The sequence below is a fragment of the Blastopirellula marina genome (genome assembly GCF_002967765.1).
GTDB lineage: Bacteria > Planctomycetota > Planctomycetia > Pirellulales > Pirellulaceae > Bremerella > Bremerella marina_A.
The window spans coordinates 1,258,777-1,281,267 of sequence record NZ_PUHY01000012.1 but is presented as its reverse complement, the minus strand read 5'-3'; the positions used below and the strand labels follow the sequence as shown (position 1 = coordinate 1,281,267).

Annotated in this window: 23 protein-coding genes; 9 read left to right on the top strand and 14 right to left on the bottom strand. The window is 54.1% G+C overall.

Annotated features, from left to right (window positions below; translation table 11 throughout):
* Nucleotides 1–458: 458 nt before the first annotated feature.
* The 10 genes from C5Y83_RS21785 to folE2 all read right to left on the bottom strand — a co-directional run bounded on the left by C5Y83_RS21785 (nucleotide 459) and on the right by folE2 (nucleotide 8,608).
* Complete coding sequence (locus C5Y83_RS21785) at nucleotides 459–869, bottom strand: hypothetical protein (RefSeq protein WP_105331830.1); 411 nt, start codon at nucleotides 867–869, stop codon at nucleotides 459–461.
* Between the two features lie 133 nt (nucleotides 870–1,002).
* On the bottom strand, nucleotides 1,003–1,419 hold the full coding sequence (locus C5Y83_RS21780; RefSeq protein ID WP_105331829.1) for a carboxypeptidase regulatory-like domain-containing protein: 417 nt from the start codon (nucleotides 1,417–1,419) through the stop codon (nucleotides 1,003–1,005).
* 166 nt (nucleotides 1,420–1,585) lie between these two features.
* Nucleotides 1,586–2,569 carry a DUF1559 domain-containing protein gene (locus C5Y83_RS21775; protein WP_105331962.1) on the bottom strand — a complete coding sequence of 328 codons (984 nt, stop codon included), beginning with the start codon at nucleotides 2,567–2,569 and terminating at the stop codon, nucleotides 1,586–1,588.
* 477 nt (nucleotides 2,570–3,046) lie between these two features.
* Nucleotides 3,047–3,787: an SDR family oxidoreductase gene (locus C5Y83_RS21770; protein ID WP_105331828.1), complete on the bottom strand. Its 741-nt coding sequence runs from the start codon at nucleotides 3,785–3,787 to the stop codon at nucleotides 3,047–3,049.
* A gap of 185 nt (nucleotides 3,788–3,972) precedes the next feature.
* Entirely contained in the window at nucleotides 3,973–4,767 is a 795-nt protein-coding gene (locus tag C5Y83_RS21765; protein WP_105331827.1) for an endonuclease, read from the bottom strand.
* 93 nt (nucleotides 4,768–4,860) lie between these two features.
* On the bottom strand, nucleotides 4,861–5,256 hold the full coding sequence (locus C5Y83_RS21760; RefSeq protein ID WP_105331826.1) for a hypothetical protein: 396 nt from the start codon (nucleotides 5,254–5,256) through the stop codon (nucleotides 4,861–4,863).
* A 180-nt stretch (nucleotides 5,257–5,436) separates the two neighbouring features.
* On the bottom strand, nucleotides 5,437–5,652 hold the full coding sequence (locus C5Y83_RS21755) for a hypothetical protein (RefSeq protein WP_105331825.1): 216 nt from the start codon (nucleotides 5,650–5,652) through the stop codon (nucleotides 5,437–5,439).
* Nucleotides 5,653–6,275: 623 nt separating this feature from the next.
* Nucleotides 6,276–6,635, bottom strand: a complete 360-nt coding sequence (locus C5Y83_RS21750; protein ID WP_105331824.1) for a nucleotide pyrophosphohydrolase — start codon at nucleotides 6,633–6,635, stop codon at nucleotides 6,276–6,278.
* Nucleotides 6,620–7,558, bottom strand: coding sequence for a sugar phosphate isomerase/epimerase family protein (locus C5Y83_RS21745; protein ID WP_199195092.1), 939 nt, complete (start codon nucleotides 7,556–7,558; stop codon nucleotides 6,620–6,622). Before C5Y83_RS21745 ends, C5Y83_RS21750 begins: the two co-directional genes overlap by 16 nt.
* 39 nt (nucleotides 7,559–7,597) lie before the next feature.
* Entirely contained in the window at nucleotides 7,598–8,608 is a 1,011-nt protein-coding gene (folE2, locus tag C5Y83_RS21740; protein WP_233207307.1) for a GTP cyclohydrolase FolE2, read from the bottom strand.
* A 413-nt stretch (nucleotides 8,609–9,021) separates the two neighbouring features.
* On the opposite strand from folE2, the gene hemB reads away from it, so the two are divergent.
* The 6 genes from hemB to C5Y83_RS21705 all read left to right on the top strand — a co-directional run bounded on the left by hemB (nucleotide 9,022) and on the right by C5Y83_RS21705 (nucleotide 14,496).
* Nucleotides 9,022–10,032, top strand: coding sequence for a porphobilinogen synthase (gene hemB / locus C5Y83_RS21730; RefSeq protein ID WP_105331822.1), 1,011 nt, complete (start codon nucleotides 9,022–9,024; stop codon nucleotides 10,030–10,032).
* Between the two features lie 149 nt (nucleotides 10,033–10,181).
* Nucleotides 10,182–11,063 (top strand): EboA domain-containing protein, encoded by an 882-nt coding sequence (locus C5Y83_RS21725; protein WP_105331821.1) that lies wholly within the window; start codon nucleotides 10,182–10,184, stop codon nucleotides 11,061–11,063.
* 35 nt (nucleotides 11,064–11,098) lie between these two features.
* On the top strand, nucleotides 11,099–12,010 hold the full coding sequence (locus C5Y83_RS21720; protein WP_105331820.1) for a TatD family hydrolase: 912 nt from the start codon (nucleotides 11,099–11,101) through the stop codon (nucleotides 12,008–12,010).
* Nucleotides 12,011–12,210: 200 nt separating this feature from the next.
* Entirely contained in the window at nucleotides 12,211–12,732 is a 522-nt protein-coding gene (locus tag C5Y83_RS21715; protein WP_105331819.1) for a DUF1569 domain-containing protein, read from the top strand.
* 205 nt (nucleotides 12,733–12,937) lie between these two features.
* Nucleotides 12,938–13,732, top strand: coding sequence for a DUF480 domain-containing protein (locus tag C5Y83_RS21710; protein ID WP_105331818.1), 795 nt, complete (start codon nucleotides 12,938–12,940; stop codon nucleotides 13,730–13,732).
* 407 nt (nucleotides 13,733–14,139) lie between these two features.
* The gene (locus C5Y83_RS21705) at nucleotides 14,140–14,496 is read left to right on the top strand and encodes a hypothetical protein (protein WP_105331817.1); all 357 of its coding nucleotides are present in this window, start codon (nucleotides 14,140–14,142) and stop codon (nucleotides 14,494–14,496) included.
* A 78-nt stretch (nucleotides 14,497–14,574) separates the two neighbouring features.
* Here C5Y83_RS21705 and C5Y83_RS21700 read toward each other — a convergent pair whose 3' ends face one another.
* Entirely contained in the window at nucleotides 14,575–16,227 is a 1,653-nt protein-coding gene (locus tag C5Y83_RS21700; RefSeq protein ID WP_105331816.1) for a vWA domain-containing protein, read from the bottom strand.
* A 235-nt stretch (nucleotides 16,228–16,462) separates the two neighbouring features.
* Here C5Y83_RS21700 and C5Y83_RS21695 point away from each other — a divergent pair, with 235 nt between their 5' ends.
* The 3 genes from C5Y83_RS21695 to C5Y83_RS21685 are packed head-to-tail and all read left to right on the top strand — an operon-like array spanning nucleotide 16,463 to nucleotide 18,896.
* Complete coding sequence (locus C5Y83_RS21695) at nucleotides 16,463–17,005, top strand: type 1 glutamine amidotransferase domain-containing protein (protein ID WP_105331815.1); 543 nt, start codon at nucleotides 16,463–16,465, stop codon at nucleotides 17,003–17,005.
* Complete coding sequence (locus tag C5Y83_RS21690; protein WP_105331814.1) at nucleotides 17,002–17,388, top strand: VOC family protein; 387 nt, start codon at nucleotides 17,002–17,004, stop codon at nucleotides 17,386–17,388. Before C5Y83_RS21695 ends, C5Y83_RS21690 begins: the two co-directional genes overlap by 4 nt.
* A gap of 14 nt (nucleotides 17,389–17,402) precedes the next feature.
* Nucleotides 17,403–18,896, top strand: coding sequence for a hypothetical protein (locus tag C5Y83_RS21685; protein WP_105331813.1), 1,494 nt, complete (start codon nucleotides 17,403–17,405; stop codon nucleotides 18,894–18,896).
* Nucleotides 18,897–18,906: 10 nt separating this feature from the next.
* On the opposite strand, the gene C5Y83_RS21680 is transcribed toward C5Y83_RS21685, so the two are convergent.
* The 3 genes from C5Y83_RS21680 to C5Y83_RS21670 form a co-directional block, all read right to left on the bottom strand.
* Nucleotides 18,907–20,454 carry a hypothetical protein gene (locus C5Y83_RS21680; protein WP_105331812.1) on the bottom strand — a complete coding sequence of 516 codons (1,548 nt, stop codon included), beginning with the start codon at nucleotides 20,452–20,454 and terminating at the stop codon, nucleotides 18,907–18,909.
* 43 nt (nucleotides 20,455–20,497) lie between these two features.
* Nucleotides 20,498–21,343 carry a purine-nucleoside phosphorylase gene (locus C5Y83_RS21675; RefSeq protein ID WP_105331811.1) on the bottom strand — a complete coding sequence of 282 codons (846 nt, stop codon included), beginning with the start codon at nucleotides 21,341–21,343 and terminating at the stop codon, nucleotides 20,498–20,500.
* A 121-nt stretch (nucleotides 21,344–21,464) separates the two neighbouring features.
* Nucleotides 21,465–22,295 (bottom strand): purine-nucleoside phosphorylase, encoded by an 831-nt coding sequence (locus C5Y83_RS21670; protein WP_105331810.1) that lies wholly within the window; start codon nucleotides 22,293–22,295, stop codon nucleotides 21,465–21,467.
* Nucleotides 22,296–22,491: the final 196 nt, after the last annotated feature.

Here is a 22,491-nt window from a genome sequence, read left to right as displayed (position 1 = left end):
GACGACGATTTAGTTCGCGTACGAAACTTATGCCACCGCAAGTTCATTTATACTCAACTTCTCTAGCTTACAGCTACGGTTTTGCGCAAGTATAAGAAAGTATTTTTGCTGACACAGCACCAATTAACCTTAAGGGTGCTGTATTTCACACAGCCCCATTCAAACGAGGGATACAGGCCGAGAAATCGTGGTGCGCATAATCCTGAGAAAGTAGACTTTTTTCCCTATCCCTACTCAATCGCATGGCGATCGAACAATTCCATCACTAATCAACTAAGTGTCTATATTGCTGAGATATCCCGCAATATTACACATAGCAAATTGCTGTCCTTAATCCTGTATTTGGCTTATATCCGCACTCCCCTTTCGAAGGATCGCTCGTGAGGCTGGAACGACGGACGTAAACCCCCACACGCTTAAGGTGAAACTGCTCAATCTAAAGGAATCCGCAATATATCTCAATTTACGTGTTCCAGGTCCTTCAATTCTTCGCGTCGATCATAGAGAGCAGCCAGTCGACTATGAGAAGTACTCATAATACCGCCCGCGATTCGTGAGATGAGCAGTGAGTAGCGATTGGCCATTTCGGGCGAGGCATCGTACATCGGGGCGAACGCACGCAACAGGATCCAGTAGGCCACAAATACGGCAGCCGCTCCCGGCAGCACACGCAAGAACCATCGAGAAGCGACCACCGATATCGAACCCGTGACCAGTAAGAAGATCGGCACCAGGAGATACATCACTGAGACACCAAACACTTCCCTTAGCTCGCGATCAATTTGGCCATACTTCATGGTCTCCACGGGTGGGCGATAGCCGTCGCTCGACTCCTGATCGTCCGGCTGTGGGTCTTGTTCTTCAATCATGGTTTGGTCTCGGCTGAAGAAAGAGGGTCCCCCACAATCCTAGCTTCCCTCAAGAAAAGAAAAAGACGCCTCAGAACGCGTAAGCTCCGAGGCGTCTCTTGGGAAATGGAAGCGAGTAGGCGATGCTGGCCACTTACTTCTTCAGGTCGAAGTTGAACTCGTTCGGGCCAAGCACGACGTTCTCGGTCAATTCGGAACGAAGGTTGTACTTCGACGGGATCGGGTCCTTAAACTTCGGACCACTGTAGTTGTCGGGTTGATCCGGCGGGACGGTTGTGATCATCACGCGATGCTGACCTGGTTCGGCACCTTTGGTATCACGAATATAGATCAACTCGTAGTTGCCTGATTGATCGGTAATTCCCTTTGAGGGACGTCCTTCGCTAGGCGTGAACGTGATCATGGCACCGGGATACGGTTGACCATCCATCGTCACTACCCCAGTTACCTTCCCGAGATCGCCGTAATCTTCCTCGGCGCACCCCAGAGCACTAACTGCCAGAATCGCTAAAAGCGAAAGCAGGCCTGGATTGTACTTACACGAAGTCATTCTTAATTCAGCTCCACAAAATCAAATTCCGCCCAAGATATCGAGAAACACCTCGCGTGCTATGCTGAGCGTTCAACGCTTATAAAGCGCCACTCAATCAAACGAGATGCATCGCAGGCCCATCCAAACGATGAGCCTGCGGAGATTAACTTCAATCGACAGCGGCTTAGAATTCACCTAGGACGTTACCATCCTGGCGATCGGCCAGTCCGGTCAAGGTTGCGAAGTTCACGGTTTCGGTGACGAAACGAACACTCGCATCACCTAGCGTTGCCAGCACACCACCTGGATGAGCAGAAACCAAAGCGACGTTCACGTGATAGTTCGCTCCATTGCCCGTACCACCTTCGGTCGCGATCGGATAACGCAAGGTCGTAACATTTGCGGTCCAGGTACCGGCACCGCCACCGTTGCCCCACGAACGTCCTGCGTGACCTGAGCTACGGCGGGTGATCTTCGCACGGTTGACGTCGTAGAAGAAGTCGCTCTGTTCGCTGACCATCATCGTGTTGCTGGTACCGTCGGTGACACTCGCCAGACTGATCGCATTGCTCTTCGTGTTGACCGGCACGATCATGCCGTTGTAAACCGCATCGCCATAGCTGCTATCTTGTGGCGAAGGGGACACAACGTTGGTTGTTCCACCCTGCCAGTACGAACCGGTGATGCCAACGTAATTCACAACCTGCAGAATCACGTCGCCGTTGGCGTTGGTCGATTGTGTTTCGGTTTCCGGCAGTGGGCTGGAAGGACAGTTGAACCCAGGAACACGTAGCTGACCAAGGATGTTCGCATTTGGGCTTGGCCCGTCCTGCATCGTCCAGTCGCCGGTGAAGACGAACTGATCGTAGGCAGCACTCTGCTCCACGAAAGGCAAAATGCGCGTCAACCACGATGGTCCGCGCTGACGATCGCCAACACTGCCGGTTTGTGGAACGGCGTTGTATGGCAACTTGCCATAGGTATCGTGATAGTTGTGCAGAGCCAATCCAATTTGCTTCTGATTGTTGGTGCACTGAATTCGGCGAGCGGCTTCACGAGCTTGCTGCACGGCCGGCAGCAGAAGAGCGATCAAAACACCGATGATCGCGATCACGACCAATAACTCAACAAGAGTGAATGCATGTCGCTGTGGGGTACGGACGGTCATTCAGGGAGACTCCAAAAGAATGGAAAGCAGGAAATATGAATGGCAAAGAAAAAGCCATTAACAAATGCATGGCAGACTAGAGTACAAATCCTGTTCCGCGCCTCTGGCCCAACGGCTTACGTTTGACCGCAATGCCAGTCACAGAGCCAGCAGCATCCACAGTGAGTCCATTAACCGAGAGATAAAGGCGGTTTCAATTACATCCACTGACGTTGCAAATTTGCACCATGTTCGCAGATTCTTAACCAAACAAGACCCACCGATGCGAAGTTGCTAGGACATTAGGCTCTTCGTTTGTTGGTGCCCACAAATCATGCTTACCCGAGATATCCACTGCTTTTAATCACTTAATCCCAGAACTTATCATTACACTGCCCTTTCAGGGAGGACGACAAAGTTGGGAGCTTAACAATAGGCGGAGATGCAGCCCGATAGACAACCAATGGCAAGATCTTCACCTCTGCGATGACGAACCCGCTAAGCCGTACCACCATTCACCGGGATGACTTGCCCGGTAATCCAACCGCCGTCTTCGCTTGCCAAGAACACTACGACCGGCCCCATGTCTTCGACTTTGCCAAGTCTTCCAAACGCAGAAAGATTCTTCATGCGTTCGATCTTTTCCGACTCGTTGTTCTCCATAAACAACTCCGTCTCGGTCGGCCCTGGGGAAACCGCATTCACGGTAATACGGCGAGATCCCATCTCTTTGGCGAAGCTGCGTGTCAATTGCTCCATCGCTCCCTTGGTTGCGCAGTAGGGACCATAAGTCGGTAGCATCATGCGGACGGCCGAGCTCGAGATGTTAATCACGCGACCACCTTCCGCCAGGCGTGTTGCCGCTTCACGCATCCCATAAAACGCGCCGTAGGCGTTGACCTTCATCACCTGATCAAACTCTTCATCGGTGGTTTCTGCGATCGTCTTGTAGTGCACGACGCCTGCGTTGTTGACCAAGATGTCAACTTGACCAAACTCGGATTCGGCGCGATCAAATAGCTGCTTCACCTCGGTCGATTTAGAAACATCCCCAGCCACCGCAATCGCCTTGCCTCCTTGAGACAAGATTTCCGAGACAACTCGCTCAGCCGCTTCCTGATTCTGAGCATAGTTGACCACTACATTGGCGCCTGCGGCGGCTAGGCTCATGCAGATATTAGCCCCGATCCCTCGTGATCCCCCTGTGACAATCGCTGTCTTGCTATCCAGCTTCTTCATGCCGATCTGCTCCTCGTGCGAAACGATTTATTGATTTCTGCGCGCGTGACTTAACATTGCTACGGGCCAACTTGCCGCGAAACTGGGGCTTCCGTTGGTCGCCCGGGTTGGGTTGGCGGCGTAGTTCTCAATAAGAATGCTTCAGCATAAGACAGATCATCGATCGATTGGAGATACTCTCAACGTTACTGCGGTTTCTTAGAAGGGACCGTTTCCGCGAATACTACCTGCCGATTCTTGCGATTAATCCCTACCAAGCCGCCTGTCTCAGGATCAATGGCAATCCCCTGCCCTGGAAACGGCGTTTCGCACGTTGCGAGATGTTCCAGCACGGTACCGGTCTGCGGCAACTTCAAGCGATAGAGAACCTTCTTATCATGCCCGGTCGCAAGAAACTTGTCGTCCCACCAGATTCCACCCGAGATACTGGACGACCCCAAGTCGGACACAACACTTTCAGGAAATGTCCACACCTGCTTCTCATTCCACGCTTGATCAAACTTCACTAACGCGGTCCGAGCATTTTCTTCTTTGCCATAGACGGCGAAGACGCACCACCATGCGTTGTCCTTGAATAAGGCGACCGTCAAGCTGCCATGGACAGAGTGGCCAAAGTCGTGAAAGTCGCTCAACTGCATTGTCTTGAGATCGAGCACTTTGATGATGCTCGACTCCGGCTTCAGCGGATAGCTGGAATGAGCACAGTACAGCTTTCCCTCGTGCAAGAATCCACTATTGAGATGATGGGCATCTCCTTCACTCCGAGCGACAAGCCGTTGAGTCGCACGATCGTACTTGGCAATCGTTCGATTGGTGATCGCGTAAACATGACGATTGTCAGCCGCAGCGGCTTGAAAGGCCTCGGGAGCATTAAGCACGGCCGTTTGCTTCCATGCACAGTCGGTGTCTTTGGCAAACAACGCCGCATGTGAGGAAAGCACGATCGAGAGAATCAGCGCACCGCTTTGCATTTGAGTCATGATGAGCTTCCCCCAATGTTGAGCACCTGGGCGACCTGGAGACCGATTCGAGAAGCATCATGATCGCTGGCGAGGAATCACGGGTCAACCAATCTAGCCGAGGTCCAATGTCTCGTATCCGCCAGCACGTATCACTTGCTGAATGGCGAAGAAGTTACTGGCTGCATAGTCTGCCGGCTCGTCGACGGGCATCGTGATCGTGAGCGGAGGCGAGGTGTGAAAACGAAAGAATCGTTCCGGGGGAGCGTGAAACCAGTCACGGTAGGCGACAGATGGTGTGCTTGGACGCTTGAGTAGCATTCGCCACAAGATCCGTCGAGGAAGCGATTCATGATAGCGAGCAATCTTCCTAAATCGCACGACGCGTTGCCCCGTTGATGACTTGATCACCATGCGATCTGGGAAGACACGCACAAGCGTTACGCCAACATGCCCTTCAACACGAGAGGGAACGAAAGCAAGCTCGTATGGAACTCCCGATGATGTCATTCGTAGAGTCTGCCTGTCAGGAGCAAGTGGCTTCCTTGCCACTTGTCCGGGTAGCCGGACATGTTTGTCCTGGCAGCGGGGTTGCTTCATTCGATATTGAACGAAAAACGGGTGCTGGGCGACTTCTGAGCGAAATCATCCCAACACCCGAATATAAGAATCCAACCTTCAGGGAGGTTGTTATTTACCGCAAGTTCGCATCGCTTTGAAACCGGCGTTGGTCAGGCTGTAAGCGCCTTTAAACGTTTCCGGGACCAAGTATTCCCGCTTGACCAATTTGGCGAGGGAGTTTTTGTGGGTTGCCAGCATAGGACCAGTGAAGCAGAGCATTCGGCCAGGATCCATCAAGTATTGGCGGAACGTTCTGAGGACTTTCTTTTCACCATCGGTCAGCATGGGAAGCTCCTATGATAAGGATTCGAAGAGCTTAGCCTCCTGCTCGCACGTTACAGCTTTCTCCATAAAGCCAGATGGCTGCCCGTAATTCGTTGAGTCAATTGAAGTTGACTCATTTACCTCACGGATCGAGAACAACAAAGAACGTCATTGGAGTCCTCATGACCCCGACTATGTCGCCGATACTTTCTCTACAGCTCGAACCATCGTACCATTTTTCACACAGCTTTGCTAGTACCTAACGAGAGGGAGTTTCTTGACGAAGCCAATCGCGATCCCCGCAGATCCAACGAAATCAGTGGATTTTTGTGATGAAAGCGATCTAAGTGATCGCATTCACACGCGACGACCGAGGAAGTGAAATTCTCTTCGCCGCTTCCAACCGGCAAATCCTCGTAAGCGATGGCGAGCGAACGAGTTGCTGATACTTACCCGTGAGTTCAAGCTATAGAAACGAAAGCACCAAACCCAGGCTCTAAGTCGACATGTTTTCGGCTACCGGATGAAGGATTCGTTCCTGTTACGTCAGAGCGAATGTTCAACGGAAGATAAAATGACTTTACGCCAGCAATTACCTTATTTATCGGTGGACACCTGAATTACGTAGGCTTCCTAACTGCCGTCTATTTCAGCTTCGCGTTTTGCTGATGTCGAGTCGCATCTCGCTTCGTCTTCTTGTCGAGGTTGCGTTTCAGTGCCTCGGTCAGATCGACGCCTGTTTGATTGGCGAGGCAGATTAAGACGAATAAGACATCAGCCAGTTCGTCCGAGAGCTCAACCTTTTCATCGGACGGCTTGAAACTTTGCTCGCCGTAAGTCCGCGAGATCACGCGAGCAACTTCGCCCACTTCTTCGACGAGCTGCGCCAAGTTGGTGAGTTCGGAGAAGTACCGCACGCCGATCGTTTGAATCCATTGATCGACATCATCTTGAGCCTGACGAAGAGTCAGTTGCTGATCCGTGTTTGTCACTTGCTGGCCCATCGCTGAAAGACTTGCTGCGCATAGACTCGCCCACGCTGGTGTGCCTCAACCGCATCCATCGTGTTGGGAGTTTTACCTTCGATACATTGTTCTAACACCAACAACGGCTTCGTGGGCAAATCGGCCAGCATTTCCGCTAACTGACCGTAATCAATATCCCCTTCTCCGAATGCTTCATCCCAAACACCGTCGTGCGACTGGCGTAGATGTAGCTCGACGATTCGAGAGCGATGAAGACGAACGACATCCAACACGGCGACTTCCGAGTCACCACAGCCGCGGTAGATCCAGTGGGCATCCAAACAAAACTTGACATTCTCTGGATTGGTCGCCGTCAGCATATGATGCAGTTCCCGTGCGCCCTGGCGAAGCTCGGCGTCGTGGTTGTGGTAAGCCAAGACCTGACCGTTTTCGCGTAGCTTCGCTCCTAATTGATTAAGCGCCTTGGCTTGAGTCCGAAGCTGCTGATCTGACTTATCCTGACCGCCTCCCCACTGAATTGGGCTGGGGTTGGTCACGATGACCTTTGTCCCACAGGTCTTTTTCGCGGCCGTGGCGATTGCCAAGACCGATTCCATACTTACCTGCGTTTGGCTGGTATCGTGAAGGGTGCTGTTCACGTAGAGGGAATCGACCTTCAGTCCGTTATCCTTGGCTTCTTTCGCGATCGCACCGATTTGTTCTGGCGAGCCAGCGATCGGTTCGTACCCCACAAATCCGCAGGAAGCCACGTCCGACAATAAGGCCTTCAGATCACCGGCGTTCTTTCCGCTACGTCCATAGAAGGTCCCCCACGGATATTGCTGGGTGGCAATCGGGAGTTCAGCCTCAGCCAATGCTGCGAGTAGCTGGTGAGGAGCCATGAATGCAGAACAAGCTACCAGAGCGGCAGCTTGTTTCATAAGATCACGACGATTAACCATGGATAATGATCCTGGCAGTGGACGGTTTTGGTTCGGCGATTACGGCTTCACCCCCCCCGGAACACCCTTCACCACGATGGCCACAGCATCGTGTGGATGCAAACTTTCGAAGTGACTGGCTTGAATTCGGTAGTCTGTAACTCCCTCCATCGGATCGATGGCCGACTTCATTCGGCGTGCAGCATCTTCGCAGAACATTAAGTTCTCACCGTTCAAACGAGCGAACTCTTGTTCGTCGGCTCGCTTCACGGCTGCTTGCACTGCCGTATTCAACACACCTTCGGTTCGTTGAATGATCTCGTCAATCGGCAGGTCGCTTCGCGATTCGTCCAGATCAACCGTGATGTCAGCATGGCTACGCTGACTGTGCGGAACCGCGATCAAGGTGCTGTTCGATCCCAACCAGTTCAGCACAGTGGCGGCGCTCATCCAATTGTGCCCATAGAATTGCTCTTCAAATTGTTGCTGCAGAAGCTGACGCGACAACGCTGCCGAGCAGGGACAAGCGCTCGAATAGGTCAGGCGAACGTGAATTCGATATTTAACCTCGCTCCCCTTCTGCAGAGCTTCGACTTGGATCGGATAGCTTCGCCAAGCGGTATTCTCCGAAAGCAAGGAAGCACGCTGGATCATGTGCTCGAACGAGAACTTCACGTAGGCCGAACCGCTCATCTCTTGGTGAGTTTCCAAGAAGCGGCCCAAGATGCGTTCGATCTGCTTCCGCGAGAACTCGGTATGCAATTCGTTCTGCAGGCTCAAGTAGAGCCGGGACATGTGGATGCCCTTAATCGCTGGGTCGTCCAAGCTGACGTAAGCGTCGACCTTGGCCGGCGTCCGCATCAGCACGTCGTCCTCGCCTTTCACCAGGATGGCGACTTCGATACCGGACATTCCTACCCGGTCGATGGACGATTGGAACTGAGGCGCCGTATCGTTAGCCACATCGGGAAGGAGACGTGGTGAGGTATCCATGGCCAAAGGACGCATCGCGTCGGGAGTCAGCGAAGCAGTCGAACCAGGTTGAGAAGACAGGGGAGACTCGGGCGTCATCGAAGTTTCCTTGGCGGAGTGTAATGCAAAGGCGGTTGGAAATTGCCAAGGTCTTAGACCGGCAGATTCGCGCGGGGGCAACCGCATATTTCAGTCAAAAGGACATGCTGTCCTTGTTGGGAATCAAACCACTTAGGGGGCTTTATGATACCGCAATCCGAACAGTAAGTCTTGAGATGTACGAGAAGCTCGCGACGTTACATTTCGCGGGAGACTGCCCAGCGGGGGGCGAAGTGAGTAAACTAACGAATACCCCACCACTGACTTATTATTGTTGTCTGCCACCCGCGGCGGCTCAACAATTCCCTTCGCGAGCGGAACGTGAATTGTCGATAACTTATTTATGGATAATCGTTTCCAAGCGTCGCTAAAAGTCAATCCATCGCAGAAATCCTATCCGGAAAACCAGATTTATGTCCGCCTCGGGTCATCTCGGAGACTATCCACGCTATCGTCCGCGCCGTAGCCGTCAGACGGCCTGGTCACGCCGGCTTGTTCGCGAAAACACCCTGACGGTCGACGATTTGATCTGGCCAATCTTCGTACAGCCTGGCGAAGGGAAGCGAACCCCGGTCCCTTCGCTCCCAGGCGTCGATCGACTGACGATCGACATCGCGGTCGAAGAAGCCCAACGAGCGGAAAGCTTGGGCATTCCGGTGATCGCCCTATTCCCGGCTACGCCAGCCGAACTGAAGACGCCGGAATGCGAAGAGGCGATCAACCCAGACAATCTAGTTTGCCAAGCCGTCCGGGCGATTAAAGAACAAAACCTCGACTTGGGCATCCTTTGTGATGTGGCGCTCGATCCTTATTCGAGCCATGGGCAAGACGGACTGGTTCGCGATGGTTACGTGGTCAACGACGAGACCGTCGAGATGCTGTGCCGGCAAGCGATTGTCCAAGCACAAGCCGGATGCGACATCATCGCACCGAGCGACATGATGGATGGTCGGATTGGAGCGATCCGCAATGCCCTGGATCACGACTGCTACCAACACGTCCAGATCATGGCCTACGCCGCAAAGTACGCTTCAGCCTTCTATGGCCCGTTCCGTGATGCGGTGGGCTCGTCAGGCAACCTGGGTGGTGGCGACAAGAAGACCTACCAAATGGATCCGGCCAATTCGGACGAAGCCCTCCGCGAGGTGGCGCTCGACCTAAAAGAAGGAGCCGACATGGTGATGGTCAAACCAGGAATGCCCTATCTCGACATTGTGCAGCGTGTGAAAGAGACATTCTCGGTGCCGACCTACGTGTATCAGGTCTCCGGCGAGTACGCGATGCTACACGCCGCCGCCGGAAACGGTTGGCTGGATCTCGAGAAGTCGATGATGGAAAGCCTGATGGGCTTCAAGCGAGCGGGGGCAGACGGGATCTTGACCTACTTTGCTCCCCAAGCGGCAAAGCTGCTTCAAAGCGGCTAGTTACGACAATTTACATTCCTTTGCGGGAACTCACGTCGTAGACGTGAATCTCTTGCCAGGGCGACTTTCAAGATTTAGGCTAAAAGGTGGTCCCTTAACGCTAGATTAAGCCACAGGGATTCCTCCATTTGACAATCAGGTCGATCAACATGTCCTACACGCCAATTCAGCTACTCGAGAATTGGATCTTGCGTCAGGCCTCTGATGCCGGTCAGGCTTGGCTGGATACGCAGCGCGAAGCGGTCGCTTCCGGCGATCCGAAGTCACTATATCTGGCGTTCGGATTCGCCCCACGTAAGATCGGCAAGGCAGATCTCGAACTGACGGAGCGCGACCTGAACGACGCTGCCGAATCTCGTCCGGGCTGGCAGCCACAGACCTGGACGATCGATCAAGCAGCACGCGTGCTGCTGCTCATGTCGTTGCCTAGCGAGGACGATGCCGCTTATCTCGCGACGATTGAGAAGCTGTTCCAGACAGCCGAGATTCGGGAACAAATTTGCTTATACCAAGCGTTGCAGCTGCTTCCGCATCAAGAGCTGTTCGACGACCGTTTGGCCGAAGGCATTCGCACGAACATCAAGACGGTCTTCTGTGCGATTGCCCACTGCAATCCACTACCGATGGAGTTAATGTCGGAGCCAGCATGGAACCAGATGGTTCTAAAGGCATTGTTCATCGGCGCCGCGCTCGATCCGATTGAAGGCCTGGACCAACGCGTGAACCCGGAACTGGCTCGCATGCTGATCGACTTTGCCCACGAACGCCGAGCCGCCAAGCGACCGATCCCGGTCGAACTGTGGCGGGTTGCCGCTCCCTTCGCGGATGAGATCGCCTTAGAAGATATGAAGGCGTTATATACCTCAGGCGAGAACCTCGAGAAGTCGGCGATCGCTTTGGCCTTGGTATCAACGGCGCTCGATGAAGCGGACGAGATTTTGAAAACCGATCCCGAAGTCGCCAAGCGAGCCGAGAGTGGTGATATCACCTGGCGTGGAATCGCCGAGCAAGCGTACGCTTCCGAAAACTGAATACTGAAAAACTTCACACTTGCGTGCTACCAACCATGAAATTCATCGACCCGCACATTCACGTTACTTCGCGAACTACCGACGACTACGAAGCGATGGCAGCTGCCGGTGTCGCAGCAATCATCGAGCCCGCATTTTGGCTGGGTCAGCCACGCACCAATGTAGGGTCATTTCAAGATTACTTCAGTAGCCTGGTCGGATTCGAGAAGTTCCGCGCGGCGCAGTTTGGCATTCGCCATTATTGCACCATCGGCCTTAACTCGAAGGAAGCCAATAACGAAGCGTTGGCCGAACAAGTGATGGAGTTGATGCCGCTGTTCCTGGCGAAAGAGAACGTCGTGGCTGTCGGTGAAATCGGCTTTGACGACATGACAGCCGCCGAGGAAAAGTACCTCCGAATTCAGCTGGAAATGGCGAAGGAAGTGAATCTTCCGATCCTGATTCATACGCCCCATCGCAATAAGAAGCAGGGAACGTATCGGAGCATGGACATCATTGAGGAACATGAAATTCCACCTCATATGGTGGTCATTGACCACAATAATGAGGAGACCTGTGAAGAAGTCTTACGACGCGGTTATTGGACGGCATTTACCATCTATCCAAAGACGAAGATGGGTAATGAACGAATGGTTGAAGTTGTTAAGAAATATGGTGCTGAGCGCATCATTATCGACTCGTCCGCCGACTGGGGAGTATCCGATCCGCTAGCGGTTCCGAAAACCGGGAATTTGATGCTAGAGCGGGGTATTCCCAAAGAGCACGTTGAGCTAACCTGTTACAAGAACGCTCTGGCAGCCTATGGTCAGAGCGGTCAGTTCGAGGAATCGGATTGGCTTTCTCCAGAACCTATCGATCAGCGATCGTTGTTCGAAGGAAATAGTGTTCTGCGAGGCGGTCAGACTCCTCGTGTCGATAAGCCTGAAGACGATCGTATCATTCAATAAAAGCTCATAAAGTCTTCTTGCACATTCGATAACTTCCAGGCCAGCGGAAGGAACAGCAGAGAAGCTAGGCACCACCTGACGTAAGAGACGATACATGTCGGAACCGTGTATTGTTTTTTGGTATCCAGAGGCACCCAGCAACTTGCCGTGTGTCCGCCAACGGGGCGGGCCATACACTGGAACATTACCATCGGTGCAAAATGAGCTTTAATCGTAACGGCGCTACCGACCGGTTGTCGCGGCGTCACCTTCACCTCCAATCATTCGAGGATGTTTTGGCGGAGGCCAAAAGTCTGTCTCGCGTCGGGTACCATCGTGTCTCGAAGTGGTCGCTCGGTCAGATCTGCGATCACGTCTCGCGCTTCATGGATGATTCGATCGACGGCTTTAAGTCGGCCCCAGGTTTCGCTCCGCTTGTGCGACCGTTTCTGCGGATGATGTACTTGGGCAAAGTACTTCGCAACGAACGGATCCCCGCCAAGATGCCAACTCTCAAAGAGCTGGAACCGGACGAATGGACCGAAGATGCCAACGCCCTTCCCCAATTGGAAAAGGCGATTGCCCGCATCCAAGATCCCAATGTCGAGTTCGTCGCCTCACCGGCGTTTGGCAACCTGACGGCCGAACAGTGGCGCAAAGTCCACTTGTGGCACTGCCAGCATCACCTGGAATTCTTGATTCCGGCGGCTCGCGATGCTCAGGCCAACTCGTCGCAAGGCTAATCCGCTGGGAGTCGTGGAAGTTTTCAGTATTCGGCGATCTGGGAAACACGCTGCATTTAGCGCGCTTCGTTAACCCGCTCATGTTCTGTTTCTTCATAGAAACCTGAACACTGAAAACTTCAAACTCCTGAGCACCTTGCCTTTTGGGGGCGAGCGTCGTATCCTGCGCGGCAAACATCTTGTCGTATTAGCAGGAAGGCCTCTCATGTCCCAGGATCTAGAATCTCCCGAACCCGCTTGGCGCCCCATTTCTAAAATTCAGCGGCGGGTTCTCGGGGTGTTGGTAGAAAAGGCCAAGACCACCCCGGACGCTTATCCCATGTCGCTTAACGGCCTAACAACCGGCTGCAACCAAAAAAGCAACCGCGACCCTCAGATGAGTTTGGAGGGCTGGGAAGTCGAAGAAGCCCTGGAACAGCTTCGAAGCCTCAACGCCGTCGCGGAAGTACATGGCGACGGACGTGTCGTTAAGTTTCGCCACTACATGAAGGACTGGTTAGGCTGCGATGGCAACGAACTGGCAATCATGGCCGAACTCTTGCTTCGCGGTCCCCAAACCGTGGGCGAACTTCGCGGCCGAGCTGCCCGCATGGGGAAAATCCCTGATATGGCGTCGCTTCAGCCACTACTCGATGAACTGCAGCGCAAGAAGCTGGTAATTCCTCTGACACCTAAAGGTCGAGGACAAATCGTAACGCACGGCCTCTATTCCGAAAAAGAACTAGCCGAGCAGCGTCAACAGCTTGGCGATGGACGCGTGGTGCCCGCCGAAGAAGCGGTACCGGCGCCTAGTCACGCTCCCTCGCCCTCCCCAGCGAGCGCCCCGCCTGCGAGCCCGGCCCCAGTTGCGTCTGCCGCCGCAGCCACTCCGACGGCAACAACCAGTAGTTCGAGCGACAGCGAAGCGATTCGTGAACTCCGCGCCGAAGTCGCCGCCTTGAAGGCTGAACTGGAGCGAGTCAAGAAAGATGTAGAAGATCTGTGGTCAAGCGTAACGTAAATACAAATCACCCATTCACATGAACAAACTGAGGGGCCACGTTGGCCCCTTTGCTTTTGGAACCCGGGCGATTTCATTGGTGATCGTTGTGTCTCAGAATAACGATTGCCCCAAGATTTAGGGGCAGGAAATGCTTGCACCTAGAACTATACTTTTGTACAGTATTCTTATCTGAAATCGAGAACCTCGTCAGCCCGGGTGCTGCCGGCAGCGATCGCCGCCCGATCGCATCTTTGCCCTTCCTATCGCTTCTATTTTCGCGCTAAAAGTGCGCACAAATTGGGAAGCTATCTAGGGAATCTCCTTCACGTTTTATTGGTTAATCTGCGCGCTATGCCCAACGGGAAGTTGTGTGGCATGGCGCTGCGTCGATCCGAACGAGTCCATCTTGTGGAGCCAGGGAAATCATGCCACGACGTTCAACACCACGCCGCAATCGAATCGAGTCGTATCAGCTGGCGGAGATCCATCGCCTCCGATCTGCTGGTCGTACCCAGCTAGAAATCCAGCGGATCACCGGCATCTCGCGTACCACGATTCACCGTATCCTCAGCCAACAAGCCGCTGAGAGTTTACCAGAGGAGCCTCCGAAAGACGACGCGATCAACTACTTCGATGGCCCCGTCGAGCGCTGCCCGCGTTGCGGTCGCAAAGTCCACATGCCCTGTATGCCGTGTCGCGTCAATAGCATGATGCAGAGCGGGCAGGTGAAAACGTCCGAGATTCAAGAGATCGATCGCCGCCAGGTCGCACGAGATTGGTAGTGGCTTCAAGAAATAAACCTGGCCGACATCGGAGACTCGCGATGTCGGCCTCGGGAAGCGTTATCGGACTTAACGCCGTTAATACTCGGCCCACTTCCAACCAATCGGCATTTCCAATTCACGCTCCGCAAAGTACGCCCACGGCGTATCCGGATGCTCTTTAATGACTCGTTCGAGGTACTCGGTCGCTTGCAGACGCATCTTTTCCAAACGGCTACCAGCTTCCTCCAGCGAGTCGGCTGGCTCCAGTTTCCACGTGTTGTGAGCAGGATCTTCGAATTTTCGTCCCCCCTTCAAGATCGCCAACATTTGGTTGTAACCATCGACGCGTGCCTTGTTCGCGGCCGCACGCCCCAAGGCCAAATCGTAGCTGGCCTGCCAACGCTTATCCTCAATGTTGTCACGGTCTTTCTCACCGGCGGCCAGCGGATCGTAGATGCCGTTCACCAGCGGTTCCAAACGAGCGGCAATTCGCTGAGCACCATCGAGAGCGTTTTTCAGACGGGCTTCATCTTCCACCACGAACTGCGAAGAGGGATAAGCCATCGCCTCGACTTGGGCCAATCGTGCAGCGCGATCCAATCCGTACAGGGCTTTGTTCTCTGCGAGCATGGCCTGATACTTTTGTTCCGTCAGGTATTGCGGCGGATACTTTCGCATGACGCTGTCATCGAATCGCATCGCATTGCCTGGCCAAGGCGCCGATCGCAATCGGGAGACCAGGAATTCGCCACGCGTCTGATAGGCCAGGTAGCTCAAACCGAACGGTCCATAACCACTGTCGACGTCCTCGCCACCGAAACCGCCAGAACTGAACTTCATGTTGATTCGCTGCGAGTATCGCGTTTCTGGTCCTTGAAGCATCGCCGGCAGGCCATCGCTACGGTTCTCGGCCATGGGAACTTCCGCGGTCATGCGTCCCATCGGAGCAGGCACACCGATCGCATACAAACGGACGCCCGTCGAATTGGCTTTCTCGACCACCGAATCAACCATGTTCCAGTCGTCACCGGCTTCATCCGTCACCACGACTACCATCAGTTCACGCTGTTGCTTCGACTTCAGATCGCCGTATTTGTCGAACACTTCGCTAATCGTGGCAAACGTCGCTTCTTTGCCCGAACTATCGCCCGGCACCTTATCGATGCTGGCAATCACTTCTTGAAGATCGGAGGTCGGCTGTTCAAGCACGAAGTTCGTTTTCTCCCCGAAGCTGACAATCGCGGTCGACAGACTTTCGGGAGATTTGCCACCAGGAAGTCCATCTTTCGCGAACTCGGTGTAAAGCTGCTTGGTTGCCTTCGCCCAGTCGTCTCGAAGCTCCGTGGCACTGACCGTCGAATCGATCACCCAGATCAACATCGTAGGAGCGAAATCAACGCTGCTGGCGATCTCCTTCTGCATGCGGAACACATTGTCCCCTACCGTCGCGTTGGCGCCCACGCTCTTGCCACCGCCACCGAAGCGGCTCGTTCCATTGCCACGCAGCGATGTCGTTTTAATCATCTGCTGCCGCGCCAGTTCCTCCTTGTCGACCTTCGGCTTCTGGTCTTCTTTCTTGGCAGGAGCAGCCGGCTTGGTGTTCTCCGCGGTAGTCTGCTTCTTCTCTTTGGCGAACGGATTATTGAACTCGACGTTGTCACCGCAGCCAGCGATCAGCGTCAAGCAAAGCAGTGCGGTGCAGATCCATCCGAAAGGGGCTTTTGCCCAAGATTCCAAGCGGCAAGGCATGACGTGGAAGGCTCCATAAGACAAGAAGATAGGCGAGTCAGTCCAATTTGTATTCTAACTCTCAATTCGGTCCGGTCGAGTCAATGACGCAACTCCTCCCTGTTCTGCCATAGGAATATCGCGGTTGGCATGGTTATCGCACGTTTTCTTCGTACGGCAGTACCGCCTGGTGGGTGGTATTGCCCTGGATTATCCGAAACAATAGTTCCTTACCCAAACATTACGAGGTCCCCTCATGCCATCGGAAATGACCCTTAAGGGAAAACGAATCCTGACCTTCGTCGGCGATATCTACGAAGATCTTGAGCTGTGGTATCCCCATCTGCGCTTACAAGAGGCTGGTGCTGAGTCAGTACTTGCCGGACTTGAAGCGGGCGTCACGTATGACGGTAAGCATACCTATCCCGCCAAATCCGATGTCGCCATCGACGATGTCGACCCGAACACCTTCGACGGGGTGATCTGCCCCGGCGGCTTCATGCCCGACAAGCTGCGCCGTGAAGACAAGGTGAAACAGTTAATTCGTCACTTCCACGAGAAAGGTCAACTCGTGGCCGCGATCTGTCATGGTGGCTGGCTGCTCGCGTCAGCCGGCATCTGCCGCGGAACACGCCAAACGGGATCACCGGGCATCAAAGATGACTTGGTCCACGCGGGTGTTAGCTGGGAAGATGCTGAAGTGGTGGTCGATAATAACATCGTCACCAGCCGCAACCCAGGCGACTTACCAGCGTTCTGCCGAGCCATCATCGAGGTCCTGGAGAAGCAAGCAACATGACTTTGGCTCACCTCACCATCGCCACACAAGACTCGCAGGGAACGGCCGAATTCCTGCAATCGATTTTCGATTGGCCGCTAGTCCATCGCCCAGCCAATGTCGATCCAACCACTTACTGGCTCGACATTGGCCATGGTCAACAAGTGCATGTTTTGTTGGTCGATGGCTTTCAGGTCTCGCCCTTCGAAAAAGAATTCGGCCGTCACTTTGCGTTTCTGTTCCCCGCCGCTAAGCTGAAACAAATTCGTAAATGTTTGGCGGAACAAAGCGTTGAAGTGATCCCACCAATTCGCCCGACGCCGTTTGAACGTTTCTTCTTTCAAGATCCAAACGGCTACATGTTCGAGATTATCGATCAAGATAAGTTCGTTCAGGAAACCTAACCCCAGCGACCACCATGGATGTCAACGATTCGCAAGAGGCGACCGTCTGGTCCACCACGCAACGGATTGCTTTGGTCGCACTACTGGCCGCGATCTTTCTGTTTCACCTAATCATGATGCGGGAAAGCACCGACTGGGGAGGTGACTACGCGCAGTATTTAAACCAGGCCAGAAACCTAACCCGGTTTCACGATATGAATGACACGGGTTACGTCTATAATCCCGATGCCCCGGTGATTGGGCCGCGAGCTTATCCGCCCCTATTTCCCGTCTTCCTGGCCCCCATCTACGCCGTTTTTGGTGTCGACTACGAAGTACTCAAGATCGCGATGGTGGCGCTGCTGATTGTCACGCTAACGATCTGCAGTGGTTATTTCGCGAAGCATTTGTCGGCCTGGTACACGCTGGCCTTGATCGCGTTGATTGGATTCATGCCGGTTTTCTGGGAGTTTAATCACTGGATTATCTCAGAACACTTATTCGTGGTGCTCTGGATGCTGGCGATGCTGCTCTACCAGCGAGATCGCGAAGATACGGCGCAGCCCTCCCATAGCATTCCGCGAGCCGTCTTGCTCGGCCTGGTGATCTACATGGCGATTGGCACACGCACGGTTGGTATTGTGCTGCCCCCGGCGTTGATCCTGACGGAGTTGATCCTTTACCGGCGTTTGACTCGCTACATGATGGTCAGCATCTCATCGGCCGTTGCGTTTTATGCAATTCAAAAGGTGCTCGTTCCTTCGGGCGGATCAGGCTACCTCGATCAGCTTTCGCAGATCAGCGTTCACTCGATTTTGTACAACCTTTATGCCGATGGCGGATCGTTCACCTACGTTTGGGACAATGGCTACAAAGAGGCACTCTCGAAGGCCTCTGGCATCCTGCTTAGCCTAGTGGCGATCGTCGGCTGCTTGCGGGCGAATTGGCCGAAACCTCAGTTCTTGTTCATTGCCAGCATTCTTTATTTCATCCTGATTGTCATCTGGCCAGGTGCTGCCTGGGCACGCATGATTTGGCCGTTGTATTTCGGCTTCCTGGGATGGTTTTTGTATGCGTGCGAGAAATTCCCGCGTTCCAATAAGCAGCGAACCATCATCACATCGCTGCTATTACTCTACACTTTCGGCTGTTATGCGAGCTTCTATTACTTTGCCGATTTCAGCCGCATCTCCGGACCGGAAGATGAAGCAGCCCAAGAGATGTTCGTCCAAGTCGAGCAGCGAATGGGTGATGATCCCGATGACGTTTGCCTCTTCTTCAAGCCGCGCGTCCTTACGTTCTACCTCGAGCGCAAATCCATTGGCTATCCGATCGAGCTTGATAACGAAGCGGCGCTGCACCGGACGATTGATGATCACAACGTGAAGATCGCCGTTACTCAAAGCGACGATCCACCGGAACTGCCTGCCATGTTGGCCGCTGAAGGGTTCACCCAAGTTTGGAGCAATCAAGCATTTCAGATATGGCAACCGGCGTCGAAAACAGCTGAGCCGAACCCCATGCCGTAGCGGGCAACTGCTACGGCGAATTTGCTTCATAGCCACTACGGAACTTCGTCAGTTCCCGCATATCGATCACGACGACATCGTCTCCCTCTGGAGCGTCGCCAGGACCGAGGCTGTCGGAGTACTCCAATTGTAAGTTCAAATCGATCTGCTCTTGGCGGATGTCCCGAAGTGCCGCAATGACAATGCCAGGCATTACCCACTCTGGCTCGGTCAGAGGACGCCCAAACGCATGCATGGCTCGCTCGGTAACAATGCCGTCATCGACCGTTTGCCGAATCAAATGAATGCGTCGCGTGTTGGGCGTAAGCTTCTCCTCGAGCTGCTCCACAAGATATGCGTAGCCGCGTGGAAAAGGGGATGTCCAGTAGTGCACAACGTTGGCTTGGGCCATTCCCAGCGATACGATCAGCAGCCAGCCCGCAACAATCCGCAGAACGAGTCGTCCTCGCTCGCCACGAAACACAGACTCGGTTATCAGGCGGAGCGACCAGGCGAGTAAGATGGTCGTGCAGACGCACAAAGCACCGATCGTGCGATAATTCTTCACATTCACATCCGCAGCCAATCCGTGGACGTGACTCAAGGCGAAACAGCAGGCAATCGCCCCCAACCAAAGCAAACGCATACGGACGCTCACTCGGCTGCGAATCGATGGCCTTGCCAACGCCACAATGAAGCCCGCCAAGATAATCAACCCCGCCAACGCGGCGATCAAGAGCATGAACGGCTTGCGATCGACATCGACGACTTGCCACTGATCAAGCACCATGGTGACGGTTGTGCGCCCCAGCGCTAACACTTTTGCGACAGGATCACTCAGCAGTTGCACCCGCGACTTTGCTTCCACGCCACTGAGAAAGATAAATGCTTTCAAGGCGACGAAGCACGTTGCCATCTGGACGAATCCCGCCGCCACAAACCAAGCACACTCACGGCGATAGAAGCGATTACGCAAAAAGCGATCGTCGAGCACGGCGATCACACCCACAATCCAGAACCAACTCACCAAGGGCTGATAAGTCCAAAAGATCAGTACGAGAAAAATCGTGGATGCCAGCCAACAGAAAATCGCTTTGCTAAAAGCGTTCGACTCCCGTAATCGACACCCACGCCAGCAGATCATGCCGGCAACGACAGCGAGCATCGCGCCCCACGAATAACTCCATACCGTGGCCCACGCGGCGAAGACAACAAGCGTCGGCAGGGCCCCGATTGATATGCAGACGGCCAATCGATATTCGGGACGGGGAAACAATCTTCGTGTCGCCTGAAACAGGGCCACACATAACAGGCCGATCCCTAGGACGGAGATACCCCGCAGAAGTCGCAAGTCGGCCAATTGCCGAATGAAGCCGCTGACCAGATACAGAAGCAGTTCCAGAATCGGACGACCATCGGCCCGGTAGATTCGTGGGATATGATCGTCGACCGGAAAGAACGTCGGAAAGTCGTCCGCGGCACCATACACGGCTTGCATCACCGGCCAGTACAATCCAAGCAGCACCACGATAATCAGTAGCGAGAGCAGCAATTTGGATCGGACCGCAGGAGAAATCACGCCTGGCTCTTTTTGCAAAACATGCAAACCGGCGCCGCGTGCTTCACGAGACGGCCACCAGCAACTCTTGTTGTTCCCGAAGCACTTCCTTCACAATATACCGCAAACGAGGCTCGGCGGCCTGAGCGGCATGAATCACATCGTATTTGCCGACGCAGCCAAGATTATCGGGCAGACAAATATTGGTGACCGTCGAGAGAGCCAGGACGCGAAGTCCCACCTGAGCGGCAACAATCGCCTCGGGGACGGTACTCATCCCAACCACATCCGCCCCGATTTTACGCAGGAAGCGGTACTCGCTACGGGTTTCGTAATTGGGTCCCGTCATCGCGGCATAAACGCCACGATGGTGGCCGATCCCTTCGCGGCGAGCAATGCGTGCCGCAGCTTCGAGCAGCTCTTCATCGTAGGGACTAGACATATCGGGGAAACGTTGCCCGAGACTGGGATCGTTGTGCCCGGTGAGCGGATTCCGCCACATGAAGTTGATGTGGTCTTCCATCAGCATAATATCACCGCTTTTGTAAAACGGATTCATGCCACCACTGGCATTACTGACCACCAGAATACTCGCTCCGAGCGCTTTCATCACGCGTACCGGCAAGGTGATCGTCTCGAGCGAGTACCCCTCGTAAACATGAAAACGGCCCTCCATGACCAAGACTGGGACTGTGCCCAGCCGTCCACATACGAGTCGCCCTTTATGACTTAGGGCGGTTGAAAGGGGAATGTGCGGAAGATCTTCGTAGTCGATTGTGACCTCGACATCGACACCATCAGTCAATGTCCCTAGCCCAGTGCCAAGAATGATGCCAGCCAGCGGGCGTTGATTCCATCGCCGGCGAATGGCGGCTGCCAATTCTTCGACCTGGGCATTGAGCTTGAACAACCAACTTTCCTCTTGTCAGCTTACCCCGAAGTGCCAAGGGGCAAACCGAATACCTGGTTCGCTCCATCCCATGAGCTGAGCCTCTTAAGAACACAACGAGACAGACGCAGTTTGCCGCGTGTTACTTCCCGGCGAATTCCGTGAGCACGCCCTTCACCAGCGTGCGCAGCTTTGGTTCGGCCTTGTTCGCAATCGCAATGATCTCGGAGACGTCTGCCGGTTTCAAAGCATCGGGGAGGCACATGTCGGTAACGATCGACATACCGACCGTCTTCAATCCGCAGTGAACCGCCACGATCACTTCGGGCACGGTCGACATCCCGACCAGATCGGCGCCGATCGCTCGCAGGAAGCGGTATTCCGCACGCGTTTCGAGATTCGGGCCCGCGACGGCCACAAACACGCCACGATGCGCGACGATGTTTTCCTTGCGTGCGATTTCTAATGCCTTGTCGATCAATTCTTGATCGTACGGAGCACACATGTCGGGGAAGCGCGGCCCAAGACGATCGTCATTAATGCCGATCAGGGGGTTATCCCCCATCAAGTTGATGTGATCGTCAATCAGAACGATATCACCGCAGTTGTGGAACGGATTCATGCCACCGGCCGCGTTCGAGCACAGCAGCAGTTCCGCTCCGAGCGCCTTCATGACGCGAACAGGCAACGTAATCTGCTTGAGCGAGTACCCCTCGTACATGTGGAAGCGGCCTTCCATCGCCACGACAGGGACGCCACAAAGAGTGCCGCACACCAATCGCCCACGATGGCTGGTTGCCGTCGACGCGGCGAAATGGGGGATCTCGGTGTACTCGAAGGATGCTTCCTCGTCGATTTCCTCGGCAAGTCCGCCCAAGCCCGTTCCCAGGATGATCCCCGCCTTCGGGGTTTTGTCCCACTTTGCGCGGATGACTTGGAGGGCGTCTTGGATTTTATCGTAAAGATCGAGCATTTCGGCGTCTTTCCGGTTCAATTCAGCGGATCGGGCAATTAGCCCCCGATTATGCCACGTTCGCAGTTAGCGACAAGTCCCGGGAGGTAAGAGAGGCAATTCCCTACGCAGAGTGAAGAGCGCATCTGGGAAGGCTTTTTTTCAACCACCGATTTCATGGTTGCAAGCTTCGTCGATTTGCTCGGGGCAAGAAGTC

What these genes read in the sequence shown, in the direction of transcription:
- C5Y83_RS21785 (WP_105331830.1), bottom strand. Translation starts at nt 869, where the DNA reads ATGATTGAAGAACAAGACCCACAGCCGGACGATCAGGAGTCGAGCGAC.
- C5Y83_RS21780 (WP_105331829.1), bottom strand. Translation starts at nt 1,419, where the DNA reads ATGACTTCGTGTAAGTACAATCCAGGCCTGCTTTCGCTTTTAGCGATT.
- C5Y83_RS21775 (WP_105331962.1), bottom strand. Translation starts at nt 2,569, where the DNA reads ATGACCGTCCGTACCCCACAGCGACATGCATTCACTCTTGTTGAGTTA.
- C5Y83_RS21770 (WP_105331828.1), bottom strand. Translation starts at nt 3,787, where the DNA reads ATGAAGAAGCTGGATAGCAAGACAGCGATTGTCACAGGGGGATCACGA.
- C5Y83_RS21765 (WP_105331827.1), bottom strand. Translation starts at nt 4,767, where the DNA reads ATGACTCAAATGCAAAGCGGTGCGCTGATTCTCTCGATCGTGCTTTCC.
- C5Y83_RS21760 (WP_105331826.1), bottom strand. Translation starts at nt 5,256, where the DNA reads ATGACATCATCGGGAGTTCCATACGAGCTTGCTTTCGTTCCCTCTCGT.
- C5Y83_RS21755 (WP_105331825.1), bottom strand. Translation starts at nt 5,652, where the DNA reads ATGCTGACCGATGGTGAAAAGAAAGTCCTCAGAACGTTCCGCCAATAC.
- C5Y83_RS21750 (WP_105331824.1), bottom strand. Translation starts at nt 6,635, where the DNA reads ATGGGCCAGCAAGTGACAAACACGGATCAGCAACTGACTCTTCGTCAG.
- C5Y83_RS21745 (WP_199195092.1), bottom strand. Translation starts at nt 7,558, where the DNA reads ATGGTTAATCGTCGTGATCTTATGAAACAAGCTGCCGCTCTGGTAGCT.
- folE2 (WP_233207307.1), bottom strand. Translation starts at nt 8,608, where the DNA reads ATGACGCCCGAGTCTCCCCTGTCTTCTCAACCTGGTTCGACTGCTTCG.
- hemB (WP_105331822.1), top strand. Translation starts at nt 9,022, where the DNA reads ATGTCCGCCTCGGGTCATCTCGGAGACTATCCACGCTATCGTCCGCGC.
- C5Y83_RS21725 (WP_105331821.1), top strand. Translation starts at nt 10,182, where the DNA reads ATGTCCTACACGCCAATTCAGCTACTCGAGAATTGGATCTTGCGTCAG.
- C5Y83_RS21720 (WP_105331820.1), top strand. Translation starts at nt 11,099, where the DNA reads ATGAAATTCATCGACCCGCACATTCACGTTACTTCGCGAACTACCGAC.
- C5Y83_RS21715 (WP_105331819.1), top strand. Translation starts at nt 12,211, where the DNA reads ATGAGCTTTAATCGTAACGGCGCTACCGACCGGTTGTCGCGGCGTCAC.
- C5Y83_RS21710 (WP_105331818.1), top strand. Translation starts at nt 12,938, where the DNA reads ATGTCCCAGGATCTAGAATCTCCCGAACCCGCTTGGCGCCCCATTTCT.
- C5Y83_RS21705 (WP_105331817.1), top strand. Translation starts at nt 14,140, where the DNA reads ATGCCACGACGTTCAACACCACGCCGCAATCGAATCGAGTCGTATCAG.
- C5Y83_RS21700 (WP_105331816.1), bottom strand. Translation starts at nt 16,227, where the DNA reads ATGCCTTGCCGCTTGGAATCTTGGGCAAAAGCCCCTTTCGGATGGATC.
- C5Y83_RS21695 (WP_105331815.1), top strand. Translation starts at nt 16,463, where the DNA reads ATGCCATCGGAAATGACCCTTAAGGGAAAACGAATCCTGACCTTCGTC.
- C5Y83_RS21690 (WP_105331814.1), top strand. Translation starts at nt 17,002, where the DNA reads ATGACTTTGGCTCACCTCACCATCGCCACACAAGACTCGCAGGGAACG.
- C5Y83_RS21685 (WP_105331813.1), top strand. Translation starts at nt 17,403, where the DNA reads ATGGATGTCAACGATTCGCAAGAGGCGACCGTCTGGTCCACCACGCAA.
- C5Y83_RS21670 (WP_105331810.1), bottom strand. Translation starts at nt 22,295, where the DNA reads ATGCTCGATCTTTACGATAAAATCCAAGACGCCCTCCAAGTCATCCGC.